General features: G+C 65.2%; 23 protein-coding genes. 15 read left to right on the forward strand and 8 right to left on the reverse strand.

The window, feature by feature from the left end; all coding sequences use genetic code 11:
• Positions 1 to 35: 35 nt before the first annotated feature.
• On the forward strand, positions 36 to 512 hold the full coding sequence (locus tag FHR70_RS20900; protein WP_183453861.1) for an Lrp/AsnC family transcriptional regulator: 477 nt from the start codon (positions 36 to 38) through the stop codon (positions 510 to 512).
• 14 nt (positions 513 to 526) lie between these two features.
• Here the strand turns inward: FHR70_RS20900 and FHR70_RS20905 are convergent, their stop codons facing one another.
• On the reverse strand, positions 527 to 1,480 hold the full coding sequence (locus FHR70_RS20905; protein WP_183453863.1) for a PLP-dependent cysteine synthase family protein: 954 nt from the start codon (positions 1,478 to 1,480) through the stop codon (positions 527 to 529).
• 104 nt (positions 1,481 to 1,584) lie between these two features.
• Between FHR70_RS20905 and FHR70_RS20910 the strand changes: the two genes are divergently transcribed.
• The 3 genes from FHR70_RS20910 (at position 1,585) to leuC (ending at position 4,540) form a co-directional block, all read left to right on the forward strand.
• Entirely contained in the window at positions 1,585 to 2,256 is a 672-nt protein-coding gene (locus FHR70_RS20910) for a winged helix-turn-helix transcriptional regulator (protein WP_183453865.1), read from the forward strand.
• A 269-nt stretch (positions 2,257 to 2,525) separates the two neighbouring features.
• On the forward strand, positions 2,526 to 2,903 hold the full coding sequence (rplS, locus tag FHR70_RS20915; RefSeq protein ID WP_183453867.1) for a 50S ribosomal protein L19: 378 nt from the start codon (positions 2,526 to 2,528) through the stop codon (positions 2,901 to 2,903).
• A gap of 230 nt (positions 2,904 to 3,133) precedes the next feature.
• Positions 3,134 to 4,540, forward strand: a complete 1,407-nt coding sequence (gene leuC / locus FHR70_RS20920; RefSeq protein WP_183453869.1) for a 3-isopropylmalate dehydratase large subunit — start codon at positions 3,134 to 3,136, stop codon at positions 4,538 to 4,540.
• Positions 4,541 to 4,617: 77 nt separating this feature from the next.
• On the opposite strand, the gene FHR70_RS20925 is transcribed toward leuC, so the two are convergent.
• Positions 4,618 to 4,911: a hypothetical protein gene (locus FHR70_RS20925; RefSeq protein ID WP_183453871.1), complete on the reverse strand. Its 294-nt coding sequence runs from the start codon at positions 4,909 to 4,911 to the stop codon at positions 4,618 to 4,620.
• A 119-nt stretch (positions 4,912 to 5,030) separates the two neighbouring features.
• Between FHR70_RS20925 and FHR70_RS20930 the strand changes: the two genes are divergently transcribed.
• The 9 genes from FHR70_RS20930 (at position 5,031) to leuB (ending at position 12,091) form a co-directional block, all read left to right on the forward strand.
• Positions 5,031 to 5,306 carry a hypothetical protein gene (locus tag FHR70_RS20930; protein WP_183453873.1) on the forward strand — a complete coding sequence of 92 codons (276 nt, stop codon included), beginning with the start codon at positions 5,031 to 5,033 and terminating at the stop codon, positions 5,304 to 5,306.
• A 3-nt stretch (positions 5,307 to 5,309) separates the two neighbouring features.
• Positions 5,310 to 5,717, forward strand: coding sequence for a metallopeptidase family protein (locus FHR70_RS20935; protein WP_183453875.1), 408 nt, complete (start codon positions 5,310 to 5,312; stop codon positions 5,715 to 5,717).
• Between the two features lie 139 nt (positions 5,718 to 5,856).
• Entirely contained in the window at positions 5,857 to 6,459 is a 603-nt protein-coding gene (leuD, locus tag FHR70_RS20940; protein WP_183453877.1) for a 3-isopropylmalate dehydratase small subunit, read from the forward strand.
• 31 nt (positions 6,460 to 6,490) lie between these two features.
• Positions 6,491 to 6,871: a cupin domain-containing protein gene (locus FHR70_RS20945; protein WP_183453879.1), complete on the forward strand. Its 381-nt coding sequence runs from the start codon at positions 6,491 to 6,493 to the stop codon at positions 6,869 to 6,871.
• 80 nt (positions 6,872 to 6,951) lie between these two features.
• Complete coding sequence (locus tag FHR70_RS20950) at positions 6,952 to 8,142, forward strand: lytic murein transglycosylase (protein ID WP_183453880.1); 1,191 nt, start codon at positions 6,952 to 6,954, stop codon at positions 8,140 to 8,142.
• Positions 8,143 to 8,257: 115 nt separating this feature from the next.
• Positions 8,258 to 8,998 carry a metallophosphoesterase family protein gene (locus FHR70_RS20955; RefSeq protein ID WP_183453882.1) on the forward strand — a complete coding sequence of 247 codons (741 nt, stop codon included), beginning with the start codon at positions 8,258 to 8,260 and terminating at the stop codon, positions 8,996 to 8,998.
• Between the two features lie 3 nt (positions 8,999 to 9,001).
• On the forward strand, positions 9,002 to 10,411 hold the full coding sequence (locus FHR70_RS20960; protein WP_183453884.1) for a serine/threonine protein kinase: 1,410 nt from the start codon (positions 9,002 to 9,004) through the stop codon (positions 10,409 to 10,411).
• Between the two features lie 97 nt (positions 10,412 to 10,508).
• Complete coding sequence (locus tag FHR70_RS20965; protein ID WP_183453886.1) at positions 10,509 to 10,898, forward strand: RidA family protein; 390 nt, start codon at positions 10,509 to 10,511, stop codon at positions 10,896 to 10,898.
• 86 nt (positions 10,899 to 10,984) lie between these two features.
• Entirely contained in the window at positions 10,985 to 12,091 is a 1,107-nt protein-coding gene (gene leuB, locus FHR70_RS20970) for a 3-isopropylmalate dehydrogenase (protein ID WP_183453888.1), read from the forward strand.
• 46 nt (positions 12,092 to 12,137) lie between these two features.
• Here the strand turns inward: leuB and FHR70_RS20975 are convergent, their stop codons facing one another.
• A complete protein-coding gene (locus tag FHR70_RS20975; RefSeq protein ID WP_183453890.1) occupies positions 12,138 to 12,470 on the reverse strand; it encodes a hypothetical protein in 333 nt (110 codons plus the stop codon).
• A 272-nt stretch (positions 12,471 to 12,742) separates the two neighbouring features.
• On the opposite strand from FHR70_RS20975, the gene FHR70_RS20980 reads away from it, so the two are divergent.
• Positions 12,743 to 13,867, forward strand: a complete 1,125-nt coding sequence (locus FHR70_RS20980) for a sulfite oxidase (protein ID WP_183453892.1) — start codon at positions 12,743 to 12,745, stop codon at positions 13,865 to 13,867.
• Here FHR70_RS20980 and FHR70_RS20985 read toward each other — a convergent pair.
• Positions 13,845 to 14,630, reverse strand: a complete 786-nt coding sequence (locus FHR70_RS20985; protein ID WP_183453894.1) for a hypothetical protein — start codon at positions 14,628 to 14,630, stop codon at positions 13,845 to 13,847. The genes FHR70_RS20980 and FHR70_RS20985 overlap by 23 nt on opposite strands.
• A gap of 382 nt (positions 14,631 to 15,012) precedes the next feature.
• On the opposite strand from FHR70_RS20985, the gene FHR70_RS20990 reads away from it, so the two are divergent.
• Positions 15,013 to 16,044, forward strand: a complete 1,032-nt coding sequence (locus tag FHR70_RS20990) for an aspartate-semialdehyde dehydrogenase (RefSeq protein WP_183453896.1) — start codon at positions 15,013 to 15,015, stop codon at positions 16,042 to 16,044.
• Positions 16,045 to 16,094: 50 nt separating this feature from the next.
• Here the strand turns inward: FHR70_RS20990 and FHR70_RS20995 are convergent, their stop codons facing one another.
• The 4 genes from FHR70_RS20995 to FHR70_RS21010 are packed head-to-tail and all read right to left on the reverse strand — an operon-like array spanning position 16,095 to position 20,134.
• Complete coding sequence (locus FHR70_RS20995; protein ID WP_183453898.1) at positions 16,095 to 17,702, reverse strand: glycoside hydrolase family 43 protein; 1,608 nt, start codon at positions 17,700 to 17,702, stop codon at positions 16,095 to 16,097.
• A 57-nt stretch (positions 17,703 to 17,759) separates the two neighbouring features.
• Positions 17,760 to 18,440 carry a carbonic anhydrase gene (locus tag FHR70_RS21000; protein WP_183453900.1) on the reverse strand — a complete coding sequence of 227 codons (681 nt, stop codon included), beginning with the start codon at positions 18,438 to 18,440 and terminating at the stop codon, positions 17,760 to 17,762.
• A gap of 15 nt (positions 18,441 to 18,455) precedes the next feature.
• The gene (locus FHR70_RS21005) at positions 18,456 to 19,397 is read right to left on the reverse strand and encodes a threonine/serine dehydratase (protein WP_183453902.1); all 942 of its coding nucleotides are present in this window, start codon (positions 19,395 to 19,397) and stop codon (positions 18,456 to 18,458) included.
• Positions 19,394 to 20,134, reverse strand: a complete 741-nt coding sequence (locus FHR70_RS21010) for a DUF429 domain-containing protein (RefSeq protein WP_183453904.1) — start codon at positions 20,132 to 20,134, stop codon at positions 19,394 to 19,396. The genes FHR70_RS21005 and FHR70_RS21010 overlap by 4 nt, the downstream gene beginning before the upstream one ends.
• Between the last annotated feature and the right edge of the window lie 101 nt (positions 20,135 to 20,235).

A 20,235-nucleotide genomic window follows, 5' to 3' on the forward strand; every position in this document is an offset into this window, starting at 1 on the left:
ATCGAAAGCGGTTCAACCTTTTGGCCTTCGAAGCAATGGCGATTTCAGCAAAGAACCTTAAAAGCAGAAACTCGGCTCTGGACGAGATCGACCAGGCGCTGATCGCGCTGCTCAGCGACAACGCCAGGCTCTCCAACGCGGAGCTCGCCCGGAGCGTGGGCCTGTCGGCGCCGAGCGTCGCCGAGCGGCTGCGGCGGCTGGAGGAAGACGGCGTGGTCAAGGCCTACACGGTCGAACTCGACCCGAGGGCCCTGGGCTACACCCTGACGGCCATCGTGCGCATCCGGCCCCTGCCGGGGCAGTTGCACCACGTGGAAAAGCTTCTGGTCGATAGCCCTGAGGTTATCGAATGCGACAAGGTCACCGGAGATGACTGCTTCGTGGCGCGCTATCTCCTGCGCTCCATCGACGAGCTCGATCCGATCCTGGAGCGGATCGCGCAGCGCGCCCAGACCAGCACCTCCATCGTCAAGGCATCCCCGATCAAGCGTCGCCTGCCGCCCATTCGCTGAACGGGGCTTCAGTGTCAGGAATGCTTGTCTGCTGTGAGCCTTGCCCCGAAGGTCTTCAGGTACTTCATCCCCGTGTCGCACATGACCGTCACGATGGTTGAACTCGGCCCAAGTTTTTCCGCCAGCCGCAAGGCCGCAACGACATTGGCGCCTGTGGAGGTGCCGGCGAACAGGCCCTCCTCGCGGGCGAGGCGGAAGGCCATCGCCATGGCGTCTTCCGTCGAGACGCGTTCGATCTCGTCGGCGGTTTTCTCCTGCCAGAGCGGCACCACATAGCCCGCACCGATGCCGTCGATCTTGTGGGCACCGGAAGGGCCGCCGGAGAGCACGGCGGATTCAGCGGGTTCGACGGCAACAGTCTTTATCGCATCGCGATGATGTCTCAGACGCTCGGTGATGCCGCGCAACGATGCCGCCGTGCCCACGCTCTGGACAAAGCCGTCGATCCAGCCTGCCGTCTGCTCCCAGATCTCGTCCGCCATGCGGTGATAGGCGGCGAGCTGATCCCGGTTCCTCATCTGATCGGTCCAGAAGGAGCCTTTTGCCTCTGCGATGATGCTGGCCTGCTCGATCATGTCCTTGGTGAGCTTTTCCGTCATGCGCCCGCTGTCGCTTTCCACGATGTGCAACGTCGCGCCGAGCAGCTGCATGTGGTCGAGCTTTTCTTGGCTGAAGGCATCCGATGTCACGATGTCGAGCGGGTAGCCTTTCACAGCACAGACGAGCGAGAGCGAGACGCCGGTGCTGCCGCCGGTATATTCGACCACGGTGCCGCCGGGCTTCAGGCGCCCATCCGCTTCGGCCGCCTCGATCATGGCAAGCGCCATGCGGTCCTTCATGCTGCCGGTGGGGTTCTCGCTCTCCAGCTTCAGCAGGATGCGGGCGCCATTGGCCGGCAGGATATGGCGCAGGGCAACCAGCGAGGTGTTGCCGATGCGATCGAGAATGGTGCGGGGCAGTGGGGTCATGGTTTCCATCCAAGAACTCTGTCTTCGTTAAGCCGAGGCCGCCGGCCTGTCAGGTCCGGAATCCGGACTTCTCCAGCTTTCCTCGCCATGATAGCGCTTGGTCCATGGCAGATTACGGTCAGTTCTGTTCCGTGGCCCGCGCCCATGAGGCCATTGGCGGGCGCTGGACCCTTCTCGTGGTGCGCGAGCTTTTGTGCGGCAGCCGCCGCTTCAACGACATCCGCCGCGGCATCCCGCGCATCTCCCGCACCATGCTGTCCGAGCGCCTGCAGGCGCTGGTGCATGTCGGGGCCGTGTCGCGCATCGAGGGCGAGCACGGTCCCGAATACGCGCTGACGGAGTCAGGCCGGGAGCTGATGGGCATCGTGAGCGCCCTCGGCACCTGGGGCCAGCGCTGGCTGCCGCGCCACGCGGCGGATGAGGATCTCGACCTCGAACCCGTCCTCGTCGACATGCAGCGGCGGGTGCGCACCGAGGCCCTGCCGCCGGAGCCCATGGTCATCCGTTTCGAGGTCGAGGGGCAGCGCCAGCCGCGTTTCCTGCTGCTGAAGGAGGCCGAGGTCTTGCTCTGCACGCAGAACCCCGGCTTTCCGGAGCCGCTCTGCGTCAGGACCCCCCTGTCCGCCTTGGTCGCCTGGTGGCGGGGCGACGTGACATTTGGCGAGGCGCAGCGGATGGGCCTCGTGGTGGAAGGGCCTCGGGCCTTGGCAAAGGCGTTCCCGAGCTGGTTCGAACGCTATCTGTTTGCTGAGATTAAGCCTGCTGCGAAGGCTTAAAGACTGGTCATCCCTGACGGCGCAGCCGATCCGGGAACGTCTGTAGGATATAACGCTGGCCTGCCTCTCCCTCAGGGAGAGGTGAAGGAGCCACTCTGGTCCAGCGATCCCGGATCTCCGCTACGCTCCGGCCGGGATGACGGAAGGCGGACAGGCTCGACAACCCACCCAAACTCCTGTATAGGCGCGGCCTCAACTTAAAACAGGACGCCGAAATCCCGCGGGCTTGGGGCTTGCCTTGAGACCTTGCAACGGCAGGAGTTAAGACCATGAACATCATTCAGCAGCTCGAGCAGGAGCAGATTGCCAAGCTCGCCAAGACGATCCCCGATTTCCAGCCCGGCGACACCGTCATCGTCAACGTGAAGGTGAAGGAAGGCGAGCGTTCGCGTATCCAGGCCTACGAGGGCGTCTGCATCGCCCGTTCGGGTGGCGGCCTCCACGAGAGCTTCACGGTCCGCAAGATTTCCTACGGTGAAGGCGTCGAGCGCGTGTTCCCGCTGTACTCGCCGAACGTCGACTCGATCAAGGTCGTGCGCCGCGGTGCCGTCCGTCGCGCCAAGCTCTATTACCTGCGCGACCGTCGCGGCAAGTCGGCCCGTATCGCCGAGCGCGCCGAGAAGAAGACCCAGGCTGCAGCCGAGTAAGGCTCCACTTCTCAGGCAAAGTTTTCCGAAAGCGCGGTGCAAACCGCGCTTTTTTGCTGATGGACGAAGCTTCGCGAGAAATCCGACGCGACAAAAATATAATTGCGCGTTCTATCCTGTCTGCTATGCGATCATTTCAAGGCGGTGTGCGCTCAGGGTATCTTCTCCGGAGGGCGGCAAATCGCTAAACACGCATAAATCACCTTTGTCGAGACCGTTGGAAGAGCACCATGGCCAAAGCCCGCACCCTCTATGACAAGATCTGGGACGATCACGTCGTCGATCAGCAGGATGATGGGACGTGCCTTCTCTACATCGATCGCCACCTCGTCCATGAGGTGACCAGCCCCCAGGCCTTCGAAGGCCTGCGCATGACGGGCCGCAAGGTGCGCCAGCCGCAGAAAACCCTGGCCGTGGTCGACCACAACGTGCCTACCTCCGACCGCTCGCACGGCATCGAGGATCCTGAAGCTGCCACCCAGGTGGCCGCTCTGGCCCAGAACGCCAAGGATTTCGGCGTCGAGTACTACAACGAGCTCGACACCCGTCAGGGCATCGTCCACGTGGTCGGCCCCGAGCAGGGCTTCACGCTACCGGGCATGACCATCGTGTGCGGCGACAGCCACACCTCGACCCACGGCGCCTTCGGGTCGCTCGCCCACGGCATCGGCACCTCGGAAGTCGAGCACGTGCTCGCCACCCAGACGCTGATCCAGAAGAAGGCCAAGAACATGCGCGTGACCGTGGACGGGCAGCTGCCCGCCGGCGTCACCGCCAAGGACATTATCCTGGCCATCATCGGCGAGATCGGCACCGCCGGCGGCACCGGCCACGTGATCGAATATGCGGGCGAGGCCATCCGGTCCCTGTCGATGGAAGGCCGCATGACGATCTGCAACATGTCGATCGAGGGCGGTGCCCGCGCCGGCATGGTGGCGCCCGACGAGAAGACCTATGCCTATCTGAAAGGTAAGCCCAAGGCCCCGAAAGGCGAGGCCTGGGATGCAGCCGTGCGCTACTGGGACTCGTTGCGCACCGACGAAGGCGCGTTCTTCGACACCGAGATCCGCCTCGATGCCGCGAATCTGCCGCCTATCGTCACCTGGGGCACGAGCCCTGAGGACGTGATCTCCGTCACCGGCGTGGTGCCGAACCCGGACGACATCCAGGACGAGAACAAGCGCCGCTCCAAGTGGCGGGCTCTCGAATATATGGGCCTCACCCCCGGCACGAAGATCACCGACATCACCCTCGACCGCGTGTTCATCGGCTCCTGCACCAACGGCCGCATCGAGGACCTGCGGGAAGTGGCCAAGGTGGTCGAGGGCAAGCGCGTGGCCGAAAGCGTCAACGCCATGATCGTGCCCGGTTCCGGCATCGTGAAGATGCAGGCCGAGGCGGAAGGTTTGGATAAGATCTTCAAGGCGGCCGGCTTCGACTGGCGCGAGCCGGGCTGCTCCATGTGCCTGGCCATGAACGCCGACCGCCTCGCCCCAGGCGAGCGCTGCGCCTCCACGTCGAACCGCAACTTCGAGGGCCGCCAGGGCTTCAAGGGCCGCACCCACCTCGTCTCGCCCGCCATGGCGGCGGCAGCGGCGATCGCGGGCCGCTTCGTGGACATCCGCACCTTCGGCTGAGCCACTGCTCTGAACAAACGAAAAGGCCGTGGCTCGAGCGACCCACGGCCTTTTTCCATTGGCAAAGCCTTTCGCCCTTAGTCCACATAGACCCGGCGGCCAGCCACCACCTCGCGGCAGCGCTCGACCGGACGGCGGACGACCACGCCGTTCCGGCGGACCCGCTCCTCCATCATCGTGCGGCACACGGTGCGGGTGCGGGCGGGACGCACCACGCGGCGCTCGATGACGCGCTCGCGATAGGCGGGGCGGTTCTGCTCCAGGCGAACGCCGTTCGGGCCGATCCGCACATCAACGCCCTGGGCTGACGCCGTTCCGGCGCCGAGGACAGTCAACCCGGCTACAGCCAGGACACCAAGAATCGTACGCATTGTTGCCTCTTCAAGAATTGGTTATCCGGGGCTGTTAACGGCTGGGCGCCGGAGGCGTTCCGTTGCGAAGTTGCCGATCAGGCGTCATGGTGAAGCCAATATTAAGCCGGGAGAGACCGATGAACGACCGTGAGCGTGAGGCTCGCGAAGCCGCCGAAGCCCGCGCGGCCCTGGAGCGGGTGCAGCGGGACACGGACACGCTGGGCTCCTCGGCGCTCGCCCGCATGGGCCGGCGGGCCGGCAATCATTTCGGTGCCAGGGATGCCGTGGGTACGGGCGAGGACGGCAGTACCGACCTGATCGAGCTGTGGGGCCGGCGCATCGGGCGCTCCCTCTCCCTGATCGGCGTCGTGATCCTCGGCTTCTGGCTCCTCGTTCAGCTCGATATCCTTTAGGTCATGGCCGATCTCGCCACCCTCCAGGCCCCCTCCCTCGACGACATGGAAGCCCTGGCCCAGGACGCCTATGCCCGCCTGCCGGCGGAATTCCGCGCCCTATGTGAGGGTGTGGTGATCCGGGTCGAGGATTTCCCCGATGACGACACGATGCGGGAGATGGACTGCGAGACGCCCTTCGATCTCCTGGGTCTTTTTCGCGGCATCGGCCTCGCCCAGGGCGGCGCCATGATGCAGACGGGCCAGTTTCCCAACATGGTCTGGCTCTACCGCCGCCCGATCCTGGATTACTGGGCCGAGCACGAGGAGGCCTTGGGGTCCATCGTCACCCATGTGCTGGTCCACGAGATCGGTCATCATTTCGGCCTCTCCGACGAGGATATGGAAGCCATCGAGGCGGCGGCCGCTTGAGCCTCATAAAATTGCGTCTCAGAACCGGCAGACGACAATTCTTTGCGTGCCGCGACCATCGTTGCCCTAGCCGTGTTCAAAAGCCTTTGATATGAGGCCTTGAAAGCGGCTCAGGCGCTGCCCGAAGGAACAGAGGATCATGGATAAGTTCACCGTGCTGGAAAGCGTCGCGGCGCCGCTGCGGATCATTAATATCGACACCGATATGATCATCCCCAAGCAGTACCTGAAGACGATCAAGCGCACGGGGCTCGGCACCGGCCTCTTCTCGGAGATGCGCTACCGCGAGGACGGCTCGGAGAACCCGGATTTCGTCCTCAACCAGCCGGCCTACCGCAACGCCAAGATCCTGGTTGCAGGCGACAATTTCGGCTGCGGCTCGTCGCGCGAGCATGCCCCCTGGGCGCTGCTCGATTTCGGTATCCGTTGCGTGATCTCGACGAGCTTCGCCGACATCTTCTACAACAACTGCTTCCAGAACGGCATCCTGCCGATCAAGGTCTCGCCGGAAGACCTGGAAAAGCTCTTCGACGATGCCAGCCGCGGCGCCAACGCCACGCTCACCATCGACCTGGAGAACCAGGAGATCCGCGGCCCCGACGGCGGCAAGATCACGTTCGACATCGACCCGTTCAAGAAGCATTGCATGCTCAACGGCCTCGACGGCATCGGGCTCACCATGGAAAAGGCCTCCGCCATCGACTCGTTCGAGAAGAAGCTCTCGGAGCGCGCCTGGGCTTAAGCTATCATCCTCACCCTCATGAGGTTGAGCAATGACTGACGGAAAGCCACGGGTTCTGAACCGCGCCGATTGGGCGACCCATCCCAGCCTGTTCTGGAAAGGCCATGTCGAGGGGCATACCCTCGGCACAGGCGCGACCGTGCTGTTCTATTCTACGGAAGAGGTCGGCGGCGGGCCGAAATGGCACGTTCACCCCTATGACGAGATCTTCATCATCCGCGAGGGGCGGGCGCTCTTCACCGTAGGCGAGGAGCGCTTCGAATGTGAAAAGGGCCAGGTCGTTTTCGGACCGGCCCATGTTCCGCACAAGTTCGTCAATCTCGGCCCAGGGCGGCTGGAGACCACCGACGTTCATGTGAACGACCGCTGGATCCAGTGCAATCTTCCCGATCCGGAGATCGAGGCAGTTTGAGCCAAGGCCCGTCATGACGAAAGCGTGAGGTGCGGCTCCGTTTTCACAAGATTAACCAAATTCCCTGCAATCTGCCCGGCATGAAAAAGCTTCTTGCCCCCGCTCTCCTCGTTCTCGCCGGCCTCTCTGCCGCCTCGCCGGCTGCCGCCCAGGCCGATTTCGGCTCCTGCCTTGCCGGTCTGAGATCCCAGGCCGCCGCCAAGGGCATTTCCGGCCAGGCTTTCGATGTTGCAACCCGCGGTGTCGCGCCGGATCTGACGATCCTCGACCTCATGAGCAACCAGCCGGAGTTCAAGACGGCGATCTGGGATTACCTCGCGGCCCTCGTGGACGACGAGCGGGTGCAGGACGGCCGCACCGCCATGCGCCAATGGGGTCAGGCCCTGGCCTCGGCGGAGGCGCGCTTCGGCGTCGACCGCCATGCGATTGCGGGCGTCTGGGGCGTGGAATCCAACTTCGGCAAGGATATCGGTGGCCGGCCCCTCGTGCAGTCGCTCTCGACCCTTGTCTGCTATGCGCCGCGCCGCAACGAGTATTTCAAGGGCGAGCTGATGGCGACGCTCAAGATCGTGCAGGACGGGGACATCAACCCGGCCAATCTGCGTGGCTCCTGGGCCGGCGCCTTCGGCCACACCCAGTTCATGCCCTCTACCTTCCAGCGCCTCGCCGTCGACGGTGACGGCGACGGGCGTCGCGACATCATGAACTCCGTGCCGGACGCGGTGCATTCCACGGCCAACTTCCTGAAAAAAGCCGGCTGGGTGAACGGGCTGCCCTGGGGCTACGAGGTGCGCCTGCCGGAAAACTTCAACGCGAAGCTCGCCGGCCGCAAGAACAAGAAGCCGCTCGCCACCTGGGCCGCCATGGGGGTGCGCCGCCTCGACGGACGACCGCTCCAGGGCGGCTATTCGGCCGGCATCCTTATTCCGGCGGGCGTGAACGGCCCCGCCTTCATCGTCACCAAGAACTTCGACGCGGTCTATTCCTACAACGCCGCCGAATCCTATGGGCTCGCCATCGCGCTTCTCGGCGACCGGTTGAAGGGTTTGCCCGGCATCCAGGCCGCGTGGCCGACCGACGATCCGCCGCTCTCCCGCGCCCAGCGCCGCGAGCTGCAGCAGCTGCTTACCGCCCGCGGCTACGATGTGGGCGAGCCGGACGGCAAGATCGGCTCCAAGACCCGCGAAGCCATCAAGGACGTGGAGCGCCGCATCGGCCTCGAGCCGCGCGGCCGGCCCGGCGGCAAGGTGCTGGAGGCGTTGCGGGGGTAAAGCATCGGGCCCAAAAGTAGACACCACTTTTGGGATCCATCTGATGCGTCTTCTTTAATCCTGCCGCCCATCGGCCAGCTTGCGGTGGCGATGCGTTTGGAGTTGAACTGCTCCCATGCTCATCGCCATCCTCACCGACATTCACGGCAACCGGGAAGCACTCCAAGCCTGCCTCGCCCATGCGCGCCTGCTCAAGGTCGATCAGTTCGTCTTCCTCGGCGATTATGTCGGCTACGGGGCCGATCCGGCCTGGGTGGTCGATACGATCAGGACCCTCGTGGACCAGGGCGCCGTCGCGCTGCTGGGCAACCACGATGCGGCTATCGACGGGTCGGACGAGGACATGAACAGCACGGCCCGCGAGGCGCTGCGCTGGACCCGCGGGCAGCTCGGGCCCGAGCAGCGCCGGTTCCTGGCCGATCTCCCGCTCATCCATGAGGACGGCAACGTCCTCTATGTCCATGCCAACGGCTATGCCCCAAAGACCTGGGACTACATGGACGGGCCCATGGCGGCGATCCGGCATTTTTCCCGGGTCGAGGCGCACATCACCTTCTGCGGCCATGTGCATGTGCCCATGCTCTACCACATGAGCACCACCGCGAAGGTGGGCACCTTCTCGCCGGTGGCGAACAACGACATCCCGCTGCTGCCGACCCGCACGTGGCTTGCCGTCATCGGCGCCGTCGGGCAGCCGCGGGACGGGGTGGCGGCGGCGAACTACGCTGTCTTCGACACGGCCCGCCAGACCTTGCGCTATCTGCGCGTGCCCTATGACACGGCGACCGCCGCCCGCAAGGTCAGGGAGGCAGGACTGCCCGAAAAGCTGGCGCTCCGCCTCGAGCAGGGCCGCTGACGCATGCGCTGGCGTCTTGAACCCGGCCAAGTGATCGATGGTTTCACGCTGCAGGAGCACATCAGCACGGGCGGCATGGCGCTGCTCTGGATCGCGACCCGTGAGGATGATCCGACGCCGCTTGTCATGAAGATCCCGCTGCTCCTCGACAGCGACGATCCATTGCCCATCGTCTGCTTCGAGACCGAGCAGATGATCATGCCTCGCCTGACCGGTCCGCATGTACCGCGCTTCGTGGCGGCCGGGCCTCTCGACCCCATGCCCTATATCGTCATGGAGCGGATTCCCGGCGAGTCCCTCAAGAGCCGCCTCGACGAGGTGCCGCTGCCCTGGCCGGAGGTGGTCGCGACGGGTGCGAAGGTGGCCCGTGCCCTGCACGACCTGCATCTGCAGAAGGTCATCCATCTCGACATCAAGCCGAGCAACGTGATGATCCGCGAGACCGGCGAGGTCGTGCTCATCGATTACGGATTCGCCCGGCACGAGCAATTGCCCGATCTTCTCGCCGAGGAGTTCCGCGAGCCGTTCGGGACCACGCCCTATATGGCGCCCGAGCAGGTGCTGCAGGATCGCGCCGATCCGCGCAGCGATCTCTTCGCCCTCGGCGTGATGCTGTATTTCTTCGTCACCGGCGAGCGCCCCTTCGGCAACCCGCGCGGCGGCCAGATCCGCAAGCGCCTGTGGCGCGATCCGGTGCCGCCGCGGGCGCTTGCCCCCGACTGTCCGCCCTGGCTGCAGGAGATCATCCTGCGCTGCCTCGAGGTCGATCCGAAAGACCGCTACGCCACCGCCGCCCAGCTTGCCCTCGACCTGGACAACCCCGATCAGGTGAAGCTCACCGAACGGGCCGAGCGCCTGGAACGCGATAGCGGAATGAAGACGTTCCGGCGCTGGCTCAAAGCCCGGAAGGCACAGCCGCTGGAGACGCCCAACATCGCCGGCCAGCTCTCCCGCGCGCCCATCGTGCTTGCCGCCGTGGACCTCTCGCCCGGAGCTGAGGATCTCGCCGAGGCCCTGCGCCTGATGGTGCAGCGCGTCCTCTCGCTTGAGACGGAGGCGCGCATCGCCTGCGTGAATATCCTGAAGACCTCACGCATCGCCGTCGACATCCTGGAGGATGCGGAGGGCAACAGCCTCCACGTCCAGCGTCTCGTGCAGCTCCAGCACTGGGGCTCGTCGCTGGAGATCCCGGATGAGCGCATCTCCTACAGCGTGCTGGAAGCACCCGATCCGGCAGCTGCGCTCGTCGATTACGCCCGCCACAACAATGTCGATCACATCGTGATCGGCGCGCGCGCCTCCTCGGCGCTCAGGCGCTATCTGGGGAGCGTGTCGTCCCAGGTGGTGGCGGAGGCGCCTTGCTCGGTGACGGTGGTGCGAACGCCCAGGGATCGCAGGGAAGCGAACGGTTGATCGGCTGTCTTTCCGGCTCTGGCCGGGGCTGGGCTCCAGAGCCTTGCGCGCAGTCAAACCATATTGCTACGCTTGTTCCGACATCAGGGGACCGTTCATGACGCGACAGCTTCTTTCCTCCGGCTCTCCCATGGAGAAGGCTTACGGCTACTCGCGCGCCGTTGTGCAGGACCCTTGGATCTTCATGGCCGGTACCACCGGTTATGATTATGAGACGATGCAGATTCCGGACGATGTCGTGCAGCAGACGCGTAACTGCTGGAAGACGATCGAGCATTACCTCAAGGAGGCGGGCTCGAGCCTCAAGGATATCGTGCGCGTGACCTATTATGCGACCGATGAGGCCGATTCCGAAGCGATCCTCCAGATCTGCGGGGAAATCCTTCGCGATATCCGTCCGGCATCGACCTATGTGATCATCAAATCGCTCGTCCTTCCCCAGATGAAGATCGAGATCGAGGTCACCGCCCTGAAAGGCTCCGCCTAACGGCCAACGCGATCAGCGCTTGCCAAGCAGCCTGTTCGGGCTTTTAAGAGCCCTGCATTCGATCACAGCAGAACAGGGGTCTTCCCATGGCAACGCACAAGCTTCTCCTTCTCCCCGGCGACGGCATCGGCCCGGAGGTCATGCGCGAGGTCGAGAAGATTGTGGGCTGGTTCCGCAAGCGCGGCGTGGGCTTCGAGACCGAGACGGATCTCGTCGGCGGATCGGCCTATGACGCCCACGGGGCGTCGATTTCCGAAGATGCCATGAAGCTGGCTCAGGCAGCCGATGCGGTGCTCTTCGGCGCGGTCGGCGGCGCGAAGTGGGACAGCGTGCCTTATGCGGTCCGCCCAGAAGCGGGCTTGCTTCGCCTGCGCAAGGATCTCGGCCTGTTCGCGAATCTTCGCCCGGCGATCTGCTATCCGGCGCTGGCGGACGCCTCCTCGCTCAAGCGCGAGGTGGTGGAAGGCCTCGACATCATGATCGTGCGCGAGCTCACCGGCGGCGTCTATTTCGGCGAGCCGAAGGAGATCGTGACCCTGGAGGACGGCTCCCAGCGCGCGGTCGACACGCAGATCTATCACACGCACGAGGTCGAGCGCATCGCGCGCGTGGCCTTCGATCTCGCCAGGAAGCGCCGCAACAAGGTCTCGTCGGCCGAGAAGTTCAACGTGATGAAGACCGGCGTGTTCTGGCGCCAAGTCGTAGGCCGCATCCACAAGAACGAGTTCTCGGACGTGGAGCTGGAGAACGTGCTCGCCGATAACTGCGCCATGCAGCTCGTGCGCTACCCGAAGCAGTTCGACGTGATCGTCACCGACAACCTCTTCGGCGACATTCTGTCGGATATCGCAGCCATGCTCACCGGCTCGCTCGGCATGCTGCCCTCCGCCTCGCTCGGCGCGGAGGATCCGGCCACCGGCCGGCGCAAGGCGCTCTACGAGCCCGTCCACGGCTCCGCGCCGGACATCGCCGGCAAGGGATTGGCCAACCCCATCGCGATGATCGGCTCCTTCGGCATGGCGTTGCGCTATTCCTTCGGTCTCCTCGACGAGGCGGACCGCTTGGACCGGGCCATCGCCAGCGTGCTGGCCTCCGGCACTCGCACCAAGGACATCGCAGCCCCCGGCGCGAATGCGGTGGGCACCCAGGATGTAGGCGACGCTATCGTCAAGGAGCTGGAGGCCCAGTCCTAACGGCAAAAGCCCGGGTCATGCCCGGGCTTTTCGTTTCAGGAACGATCTATCGGATCGAGCCTGTCGCCTCGACATCCGGAACGCCGAACATGGGGAACGGGTTGCTCGCGCCGATGAACGGTCCGCCGATCGGATCAGGGAGCGATCCCTCCCCGAAGCGGTCGCGCTGGTAACCCCAAGGCGGGTTCGCCACGGCGGAGATCATCGGCGCCGTGACGTAGCGGTTCATCGAGCCGACCGGCGCCACCGGACCCGGATCGAGAAAGCTGCGGGGCTGCACGCGAAGAACGAGGGGACGGTCCTGTGCCTGTGCGTCCGCCACCGGGACGGTCGCGAGCGCAGCCAGGGAAGCCAGACCCAGAAGGGCAAAGCGGCGCATGGTAAAACCTCCAGAAGGGCGCCCGATCTCGCCATCGATGCGCCGGCGTTGTTACGCTTGAATACTGTCAGAACAAGCCGACCACCGTTAAATTGGTTCCGTCGCAGGCGCATCGTGCGGACCCAGCGGGCCGCGATAGCGAAAAGTGGACCCGGTTTTTCCGGTCCACACGATATGCTGCTTAAGAGACTGAGCATCGAACCCAAAAGTGGTGTCCACTTTTGGGTTCGATGCTCATAGCGTTCACTGCAAGGTGAGAAGGACAGCGTGCGATGCAGCACAAGCGTGAAGGGCGAAAAGGCCTCGAAGGCAAGGATGGCTTGAGCCTGCTGGGCGACGTGCCCCTCGTGGCCGAAACGCCCGAGGAGCTTCTCGACGACGAGACGACCCCCATCGCGCGCTTCTTCGTGCGCAACAACGGCCTGCTGCCCCAGCCCGTGACAGATGTGGACGGCTGGACCTTCACGGTCGACGGCGAGGTGGAGCGCCCGCTCACACTCTCGCTGGCCGACCTGAAGAGCCGCTTCCCGCAAAAAACCTTCCGCATGGTGCTGGAATGCGGCGGCAACGGCCGCTCGTTCTTCGAGCCGAAGGCCGAGGGCAACCCCTGGACCAACGGCGGCGTCGGCTGCGCGGAATGGACGGGCGTGTCCTTGGGCGACGTGCTGCGCGAGGCGGGCCTCAAGGAGACCGCGCTCTTCACGGGCCATTTCGGCGCCGATCCGGATAAGACCGGTAGCTTCGAGCAGCAGGCCATGTCCCGCGGCGTGCCGATCGCCAAGGCCCTGGAGGAGCACACGCTCCTGGTCTGGGCCATGAACGGCGAGGCGCTGCCCTTCCTCCATGGCGGGCCTTTGCGCCTCATCGTGCCGGGCTGGCCCGGCTCGCTCAGCCAGAAATGGCTCAAACGCATCTGGATCCGCGACCGCGAGCATGACGGGCCCGGCATGACCGGCCTGTCTTACCGCCTGCCGGTGCGCCCGCTGGCCCCCGGCGCGGACGGCACGGACGTCGAGATCCGCATTCTCGAATCGATGCCCGTGCGCAGCATCGTCACGGCGCCGGCGGACGGCAGCCACTATCCAGTAGGCACGCGCAGAATCGAGGTGCGCGGCGCGGCCTGGGCGGGTGATGATGATGTAGCGCGGGTCGAGGTCACCCTCGACGGTGGCGCCACCTGGATCGAGGCCACGATGGCGGGGCCGCGCAACCGCTACGATTGGGCGCGCTGGCAGGCATCTCTGACCCTACCCGGCGAGGGCTATTACGAGATCTTTGCCCGCGCGACCGACAGCCAAGGACGGGCCCAGCCCTTCCGGGCCGCGAACTGGAATCCGAACGGCTACGGCTGCAACGTTATGCACCGGGTGGTGGTTAAGGTCGGGCCGGCGGCCTGACGGCCACGGAGGCAGTGCGGGCGCCCGGTCCGCAGGCTTCGGTCCGGCTGCGCTCTGCGCGGACGAAAGCCGCCTTCAGGGAGGGGCTCGCGCTGCCGGCCAGCGTGATGCCGTCGATGAAGCAGGCCAGCTGCGCATCGTCCGGCGCCGAGGAACCGCAGAGCCAGCCTTGGAAGCTGAAATCTGCCTCTGCATCGGACAAGCGGAAGGCCTGACAGGCCTGCTCGCCCCTGGCCGCCAGGGTCATAGAAGCAACTTCCAGGGTGCCGAACTTTGTCGCCACCGTCCGGCCCTGGCCCTGATGCGCGACGGCGAGGCCCGCGCGGGCGGCTCGGCGCACGATATCGATATAGAAGCTTCCCGCCGTCTCGGGCTGTCCCTGCACGAGCGACACCTGAGCATAGCGGAAGTCGCCGAAGCGGCCGAGAACCATGGTATCCTCCCGGGCGCCATTCGTGTGCTGGCGCGCCTCCGTCGCTGAGGCGCCCGCGAGGGCATACGGGGCAGGGGTGGCCGGGACCGGCTTCCAGGCCGGGGCAGGTGCGATCAGAACGGAGGAGGGCACCTCCTTCGAGCGCTCAGCCGGGCGGTGAGTCGGTTCCTGCTGCAGGGCCAAGTAGGCGAGACCCGCGATGCTGCAGGAGCACATCACGATCAGCCGCAGCCAGGACCCACGCCTGCGCCTTACGCGACGGGCCGGACGCTCGTCGATCCAGTCGGCGAGATCCTCCTCGTCCCATTCGGCATAGGCCGCCCTCGGCATCGCTGAAATCCATCAAACCCGGTGATTGCTCATCCCGTGTTCTATCGTGACATCGCGAGGGCTTCGAAAGCTTTTGCTAAGCAAGGTAAACCGAAGGTTAAGCGATCTCGGAGCTCTTAGACCAAGTGCCGCAAAGAGAATGCTTGACGCAGGCGAACCTTTGGTGTGTTGGTGAAGGCATCGAGGCCGCAAACAGGCTTCGGATGGACGATGGCAATGGCGCTGCTCACTCAGACGACGAGCAAAACGAAAACCGCCACGACGGCTGTGAAAACAGCCGAATAAGCCTCGTCGTCCCCGGTCCTCTCTCCCACGGGGCGAGAGGCGACACCCGAACAGGGTTTTCACGTTTTCCGGGGAGAGCCGCAACAGGAGAAGTCACATGGGTTTCAAGATCGCCGTCGTCGGTGCGACCGGCAATGTGGGCCGCGAGATGCTGAGCATCCTCGCCGAGCGGGCCTTCCCGGCCGATGAGGTGGTGGCGCTGGCCTCCCGCCGCAGCCAGGGGACGGAAGTCTCCTACGGCGACAAGACGCTCAAGACCAAAACCCTCGACACCTATGACTTTTCCGACGTGGATATCTGCCTCATGTCCGCCGGCGGCGAGGTCTCCAAGGAGTGGTCGCCGAAGATTGCCGCTCAAGGGGCGGTCGTGATCGACAACTCCTCCGCTTGGCGCTACGACGCCGACGTGCCCCTGGTGGTGCCGGAGGTGAATGCCGAAGCCCTGCGCGACATGAAGAAGGGCATCATCGCCAATCCGAACTGCTCCACGGCCCAGCTCGTGGTGGCCCTCAAGCCACTCCATGACCGCGCCACCATCAAGCGCGTGGTGGTGGCCACCTACCAGTCGGTCTCCGGCGCCGGCAAGGACGGCATGGACGAGCTCGACCGTCAGACCAAGGCGCTCTACTCGCTCCAGGACGTGCAGGAGAAGAAGTTCCCCAAGCGCATCGCCTTCAACCTGATCCCGCAGATCGACGTGTTCATGGAGGACGGGTACACGAAGGAAGAGTGGAAGATGACGGCCGAGACCAAGAAGATTCTCGACCCGAAGATCAAGCTCACCGCCACCTGCGTGCGCGTGCCGGTCTTCATCAGCCACTCGGAAGCGGTCAACGTGGAATTCGAGAACCCGATCACGGCGGATGAGGCCCGCGACATCCTGCGCGCGGCCCCCGGCATCATGGTGATCGATAAGCGCGAGCCCGGCGGCTACATCACCCCGCACGAGGCCGCTGGCGAGGACGCCACCTACATCTCCCGCATCCGCGAGGACATCACGGTCGAGAACGGCCTGTCCTTCTGGTGCGTGTCCGACAACCTGCGCAAGGGCGCGGCCCTGAACGCAATCCAGATTGCCGAAGCCATGGCCAATCGCGGCCTGCTGAAGCCGAAGAAGCAGGCGGCGTAAGCGACCTGCTCATCAAAACGAAAAGGCCGCCTCCGGGCGGCCTTTTTGCATCAAGCCCCGGACGTATCTTCGCGATAGCTGAAGAAATCGAAATCCGCCGGCAGGGCGCGGCCCGTCATGTCGTGGGCGGCCATGCCGACAAAGGCTCCCGTGAACGACCCATGGGCGCCAGGACCGGCCTCGTCGGACAGGATGCTCGCATCGAGAACCGGGCCGACCGGTGTCCAGGTCACGCCGTCCTGCGACCAGCGGAACTGCAGCTCCGCCAGACGCACATCAACGCCGAGATGAACCGGGTCGGTTGCCGGCAGGGGCAGGTCGCCCTCAAGCGCATAGGTCATCAGCGCGTCCGGGTGATCGCCCAGGCAGGAGATGACCTGCAGCACGCGCCGTCCGTCGTCATCGGCGGAGACAGCCAGATAGTGGAAGCGGGCGCGGTCGTAATAGCAAATGAGGCCCGCCAGCTGCTGATAGGTCTCGGGCCGGAACTCCATCGAGGTCTCGGCCGAATAGACCCAGGCGGTCTGGCGGCGGGCCACCAGCGCCTGCTCGAACCAGCTGCCGATCGACTCGCGCCCGTAGAGCCGTAAGTGGCCGGGGCGCGCCGAGAGCGAAAAGATCCGTTCCGGCTCGGGCGTGCGCAGCCACTGGAACGAGGAGGGGAGTTCGGCCTCGTCGAAATCGTGGCGCTCGGGCTCCGGCGGGAAGGGATGGGACGGAAGGTTGGGGCCTTCCACCACGATGGCCGGCACCTGGCCGCCCTGCGCCAAATAGAGCCAGCCGTCCTCCCCCCAGACCACCCGCTGGATCGCCGTTTCGCGGCCCAGCGGCGAGCGCCGCGTTCCCGGCAGGGGGCGGCTGCACAGGTGGGTGTGGAACACCTCGCCCGTGGAGGTCTCCACATAGAAGCCGTGGCCCGCGCGCTGGAGCGGCGCGTCCGGAGCGTCCTTGCTGGTGATGAGATGGGTGTTGGGGTGAAGCTCGTAAGGCCCGTCGATGGTGCGGGAGCGCGCCATCGTGACCGCATGGTTGTAGGCGGTGCCGCCTTCGGCAACGGTCAGGTAGTACCAGCCGTTACGCTTCCACAGATGCGGGCCTTCGACGAGCCCGAGCGGGCTGCCCTTAAAAATGTTCTTGATGGGGCCGACGAGGCGCTGCTCGGCGGGAGAGTATTCCTGGAGCAGGATGCCGTCGAACGAAGAACGGCGGCGGCGGTGGTCCCACACCATGTTGACGAACCACTTGCGGCCGTCCTCGTCGTGGAACAGAGACGGGTCGAACCCGGAGGAGTTCATATAAACGGGATCGGACCACGGGCCTTCGATGGACGGTGCCGTGACCAGATAGTTGTGCGTGTCCTTGAAGTTGCCGAGGCGCCGCTTCACGTCGGTGTAGATCAGCCAGAACAGGCCGTCCGCGTAATTGAGCGCCGGCGCCCAGACGCCGCAGCTGTCGGGGTTTCCGCGCATGTCGAGCTGGGACGCGCGATTGAGCGGGCGGCCTGCCAGCCGCCAGTTCACGAGATCGCGCGAGTGGTGGATCTGCACCCCCGGATACCACTCGAAGGTGGAGGTCGCGATGTAATAGTCGTCGCCGACCCGGCAGAAGGCCGGATCCGGGTTGAAGCCCGGCAGGATGGGATTGCGGATGGTGGCCATGAATTCTTCCGGTGAACCGACGGGACGGCGAAGGATCGCAGAGGTGGCCGGAAGATCCTAGCCCTCCACCTCCCGGGCGGAAAACATCGACACGCGCTCCGGCATGGTCTCCACCGCCGGCTTGAACTCGCCGGTCTCGGGATCGCGCACCAGCAGAACGCCATTTGCGACGCCGAAATAGGCGCCGTGAAGCTGAAGCTTGCCGCGCTCCACCAGGATGCGCACGCAAGGAAACGTCATCAGGTTCCGAAGGCTGTGCTCGATGGCGGCGAATTCGAGGCGGGTCACATACTCAGACAATTCCATATCGCCGCGTGGGCCGACGCGCTCGCCCGCAGGGGCGATCATGCTCATCCAGCGGCCGATGAAATCGCCCGGCGACAGCGGGGCCGTCTCGTCCGCGAAGGCCCGGATGCCGCCGCAGCGGGCATGACCCAGCACCACGATGTGCTTCACGCGAAGCGCCTGCACGGCGAATTCGAGCGCCGCGGACGTGCCGTGAAACTCACCGCCCGTCTCGAAGGGGGGAACGAGATTGGCCACGTTGCGCACTACGAACAATTCGCCGGGGCTCGCGTCGAAGATGACTTCGGGCGACACGCGGCTGTCGCAGCAGCCGATCACCATCACCTCCGGCGACTGGCCCTTCTCGGCGAGTGTCTCGAAGCGGTTCTTCTCGCGCGGGAAGCGGTCATCGAGAAACGCGCGGTATCCTTCGGTCAGGCGGGTCGGGAACATGGGTCGTCCTTACGATTACGGATGCACGAGTTCGGCGAGCTTCTGGAGTTCGACATTGGCTCCGCACAGCAGCACGCCGATTCTTTCACCTGATCGTGGCATATAGGCGCCTGACACCAGCGCGGCCAGAGCCGCCGCGCCGCCGGGCTCGGAGGCGATGCGGTAGTCGCGCCAGAGCAGCCTTTGCGCATCGCGGATGGCCGCGTCCGCGACGAGCGCCACGTGATCGACGCTCTTGCGGCAGACCTCGTAGACCAGATCGCCGGTGTTCTTGGCGCCGAGCGAATCGGCCGCCACCGAATCGATCTCCACATCCACCGGGCCGCCGGCTTGAAGCGCTGCATGGAGCGCCCGCGAGCCTTCCGGCTCCACGCCCACCACCTTCACGCGACCGGTCCACCAGCTCGCCACGCCGCTGATGAGGCCACCGCCGCCCACAGCCACGAGCACTGTGTCGAGGGCAGGAGCATCCTGCTCCCATTCCAGCGCTGCCGTGCCCTGGCCGATCATAGTGCTTTCCGCCGCAAAGGGATGAATGCGCAGGGCACCCGATTCGGCCACGTATTGGTCGCAGGCTTCCTGGGCGTCCGCATAGCGCGCGCCGCCGATCACCACCTCGGCCCCGTGCGAGCGGATGACCGCGATCTTGGCGGGGCTCGAGATCTCCGGCACGAAGATGCGCGCCTTCACGCCAAGCTGGCTCGCCGCATAAGCGACCGCCGCGCCGTGGTTGCCGCCGGAGGCCGCCGCCACCCCGGCGGACGGCACCTCCTGCGACAGGAGGGCGTTGAAGGCGCCGCGCGTCTTGAACGAGCCGGCATGCTGCAGGAACTCGAGCTTCAGGCTCACCGGCCCGTCATGGCCGAAGGCGCTGTCCTGGTTCAGGACCGGCGTGCGGCGCACGTGCGGGGCGATGCGGGCATGGGCGGCTTCGATCTCGGCACGAGTGATGGTCATGATCTGCGGAGCGTCCAGATGGCGACCGGCAGGCCGTGGACGTCGCGGCCGGGCGGGTCGGGAAAGGGTTGTCCTCCACCTCTCGCGATATCGAGCGCCACGGTCAACCCCGCCAGAGCATCGAGCAGGTCGTCCGCAGCCGCACCGCGGGGAGGAGGTGCGTGGATCAGATGATCGGGCAGGAGGCCGGATTGCTTGAGAAGTCCGCGCCGCAGGGCCATGCCCGGTCCATAGGGCACGCCCTTGACCTTCTTCGGCTGATCGAGCGCCTTAGCATTGTTCAGGGCCCAGAAGGCGAGTTCCGGATGCACCTCGTACACCCGCGTCACCAGATCCGGCCGGGCGCGCAGCAGGGCATCGATCTCGCGGATCTTGGGGAAGATCGCAAAGCCCTGGCGCGAGACTTTTCGCGATGGCTCGGATGTGGCGGCCGCGATTGTGCAGGCCTCTCCATAGTCCTCGGCCTCCACGGCGCGGCGCGAGGGAATGGCGAAGACGGAGGATTGCCGCTGACCGAGGAGGGGACGAATCAGCTGCTCCGGCAGCCTGCCTGAGCCTTGCGTGCGCTCCGGCAGGCCGATGGGCATGTCAACGGCGATCACCTCGGGCTTTTCGGGCGCGTCGGCGATGGCAGCAAGGGTGGGCACCGTCACGATGCGGTACGCCTGCGGCTCGTCCACCCGCATGAGCACCGCGATCCAGCCGGCCCTGCAGCCATCGACGCCTGCCACCCACATTCCTCTCACCTCCACCTGTCGCCGCTGGGCTCGTTCCGGAGATTCCTGTCTTTACGCACTCTCACCTCATCCTGAGGAGGCGCGCAGCGCCGTCTCGAAGG

It is taken from the genome of Microvirga lupini (assembly GCF_014191055.1).
GTDB lineage: Bacteria > Pseudomonadota > Alphaproteobacteria > Rhizobiales > Beijerinckiaceae > Microvirga > Microvirga lupini_A.

Bases quoted from the DNA above. Each gene is read 5' to 3' on its own strand.
- FHR70_RS20905 (WP_183453863.1), bottom strand. From the start codon at position 1,480: ATGACCCCACTGCCCCGCACCATTCTCGATCGCATCGGCAACACCTCG.
- FHR70_RS21000 (WP_183453900.1), bottom strand. From the start codon at position 18,440: ATGTTCCCGACCCGCCTGACCGAAGGATACCGCGCGTTTCTCGATGAC.
- leuB (WP_183453888.1), top strand. From the start codon at position 10,985: ATGGCAACGCACAAGCTTCTCCTTCTCCCCGGCGACGGCATCGGCCCG.
- FHR70_RS20930 (WP_183453873.1), top strand. From the start codon at position 5,031: ATGAACGACCGTGAGCGTGAGGCTCGCGAAGCCGCCGAAGCCCGCGCG.
- leuC (WP_183453869.1), top strand. From the start codon at position 3,134: ATGGCCAAAGCCCGCACCCTCTATGACAAGATCTGGGACGATCACGTC.
- FHR70_RS20900 (WP_183453861.1), top strand. From the start codon at position 36: ATGGCGATTTCAGCAAAGAACCTTAAAAGCAGAAACTCGGCTCTGGAC.
- leuD (WP_183453877.1), top strand. From the start codon at position 5,857: ATGGATAAGTTCACCGTGCTGGAAAGCGTCGCGGCGCCGCTGCGGATC.
- FHR70_RS20995 (WP_183453898.1), bottom strand. From the start codon at position 17,702: ATGGCCACCATCCGCAATCCCATCCTGCCGGGCTTCAACCCGGATCCG.
- FHR70_RS20935 (WP_183453875.1), top strand. From the start codon at position 5,310: ATGGCCGATCTCGCCACCCTCCAGGCCCCCTCCCTCGACGACATGGAA.
- FHR70_RS20980 (WP_183453892.1), top strand. From the start codon at position 12,743: ATGCAGCACAAGCGTGAAGGGCGAAAAGGCCTCGAAGGCAAGGATGGC.
- FHR70_RS20950 (WP_183453880.1), top strand. From the start codon at position 6,952: ATGAAAAAGCTTCTTGCCCCCGCTCTCCTCGTTCTCGCCGGCCTCTCT.
- FHR70_RS20955 (WP_183453882.1), top strand. From the start codon at position 8,258: ATGCTCATCGCCATCCTCACCGACATTCACGGCAACCGGGAAGCACTC.
- FHR70_RS21010 (WP_183453904.1), bottom strand. From the start codon at position 20,134: ATGTGGGTGGCAGGCGTCGATGGCTGCAGGGCCGGCTGGATCGCGGTG.
- FHR70_RS20945 (WP_183453879.1), top strand. From the start codon at position 6,491: ATGACTGACGGAAAGCCACGGGTTCTGAACCGCGCCGATTGGGCGACC.
- FHR70_RS20990 (WP_183453896.1), top strand. From the start codon at position 15,013: ATGGGTTTCAAGATCGCCGTCGTCGGTGCGACCGGCAATGTGGGCCGC.
- FHR70_RS20910 (WP_183453865.1), top strand. From the start codon at position 1,585: ATGGCAGATTACGGTCAGTTCTGTTCCGTGGCCCGCGCCCATGAGGCC.
- FHR70_RS21005 (WP_183453902.1), bottom strand. From the start codon at position 19,397: ATGACCATCACTCGTGCCGAGATCGAAGCCGCCCATGCCCGCATCGCC.
- FHR70_RS20975 (WP_183453890.1), bottom strand. From the start codon at position 12,470: ATGCGCCGCTTTGCCCTTCTGGGTCTGGCTTCCCTGGCTGCGCTCGCG.
- rplS (WP_183453867.1), top strand. From the start codon at position 2,526: ATGAACATCATTCAGCAGCTCGAGCAGGAGCAGATTGCCAAGCTCGCC.
- FHR70_RS20985 (WP_183453894.1), bottom strand. From the start codon at position 14,630: ATGCCGAGGGCGGCCTATGCCGAATGGGACGAGGAGGATCTCGCCGAC.
- FHR70_RS20925 (WP_183453871.1), bottom strand. From the start codon at position 4,911: ATGCGTACGATTCTTGGTGTCCTGGCTGTAGCCGGGTTGACTGTCCTC.
- FHR70_RS20960 (WP_183453884.1), top strand. From the start codon at position 9,002: ATGCGCTGGCGTCTTGAACCCGGCCAAGTGATCGATGGTTTCACGCTG.
- FHR70_RS20965 (WP_183453886.1), top strand. From the start codon at position 10,509: ATGACGCGACAGCTTCTTTCCTCCGGCTCTCCCATGGAGAAGGCTTAC.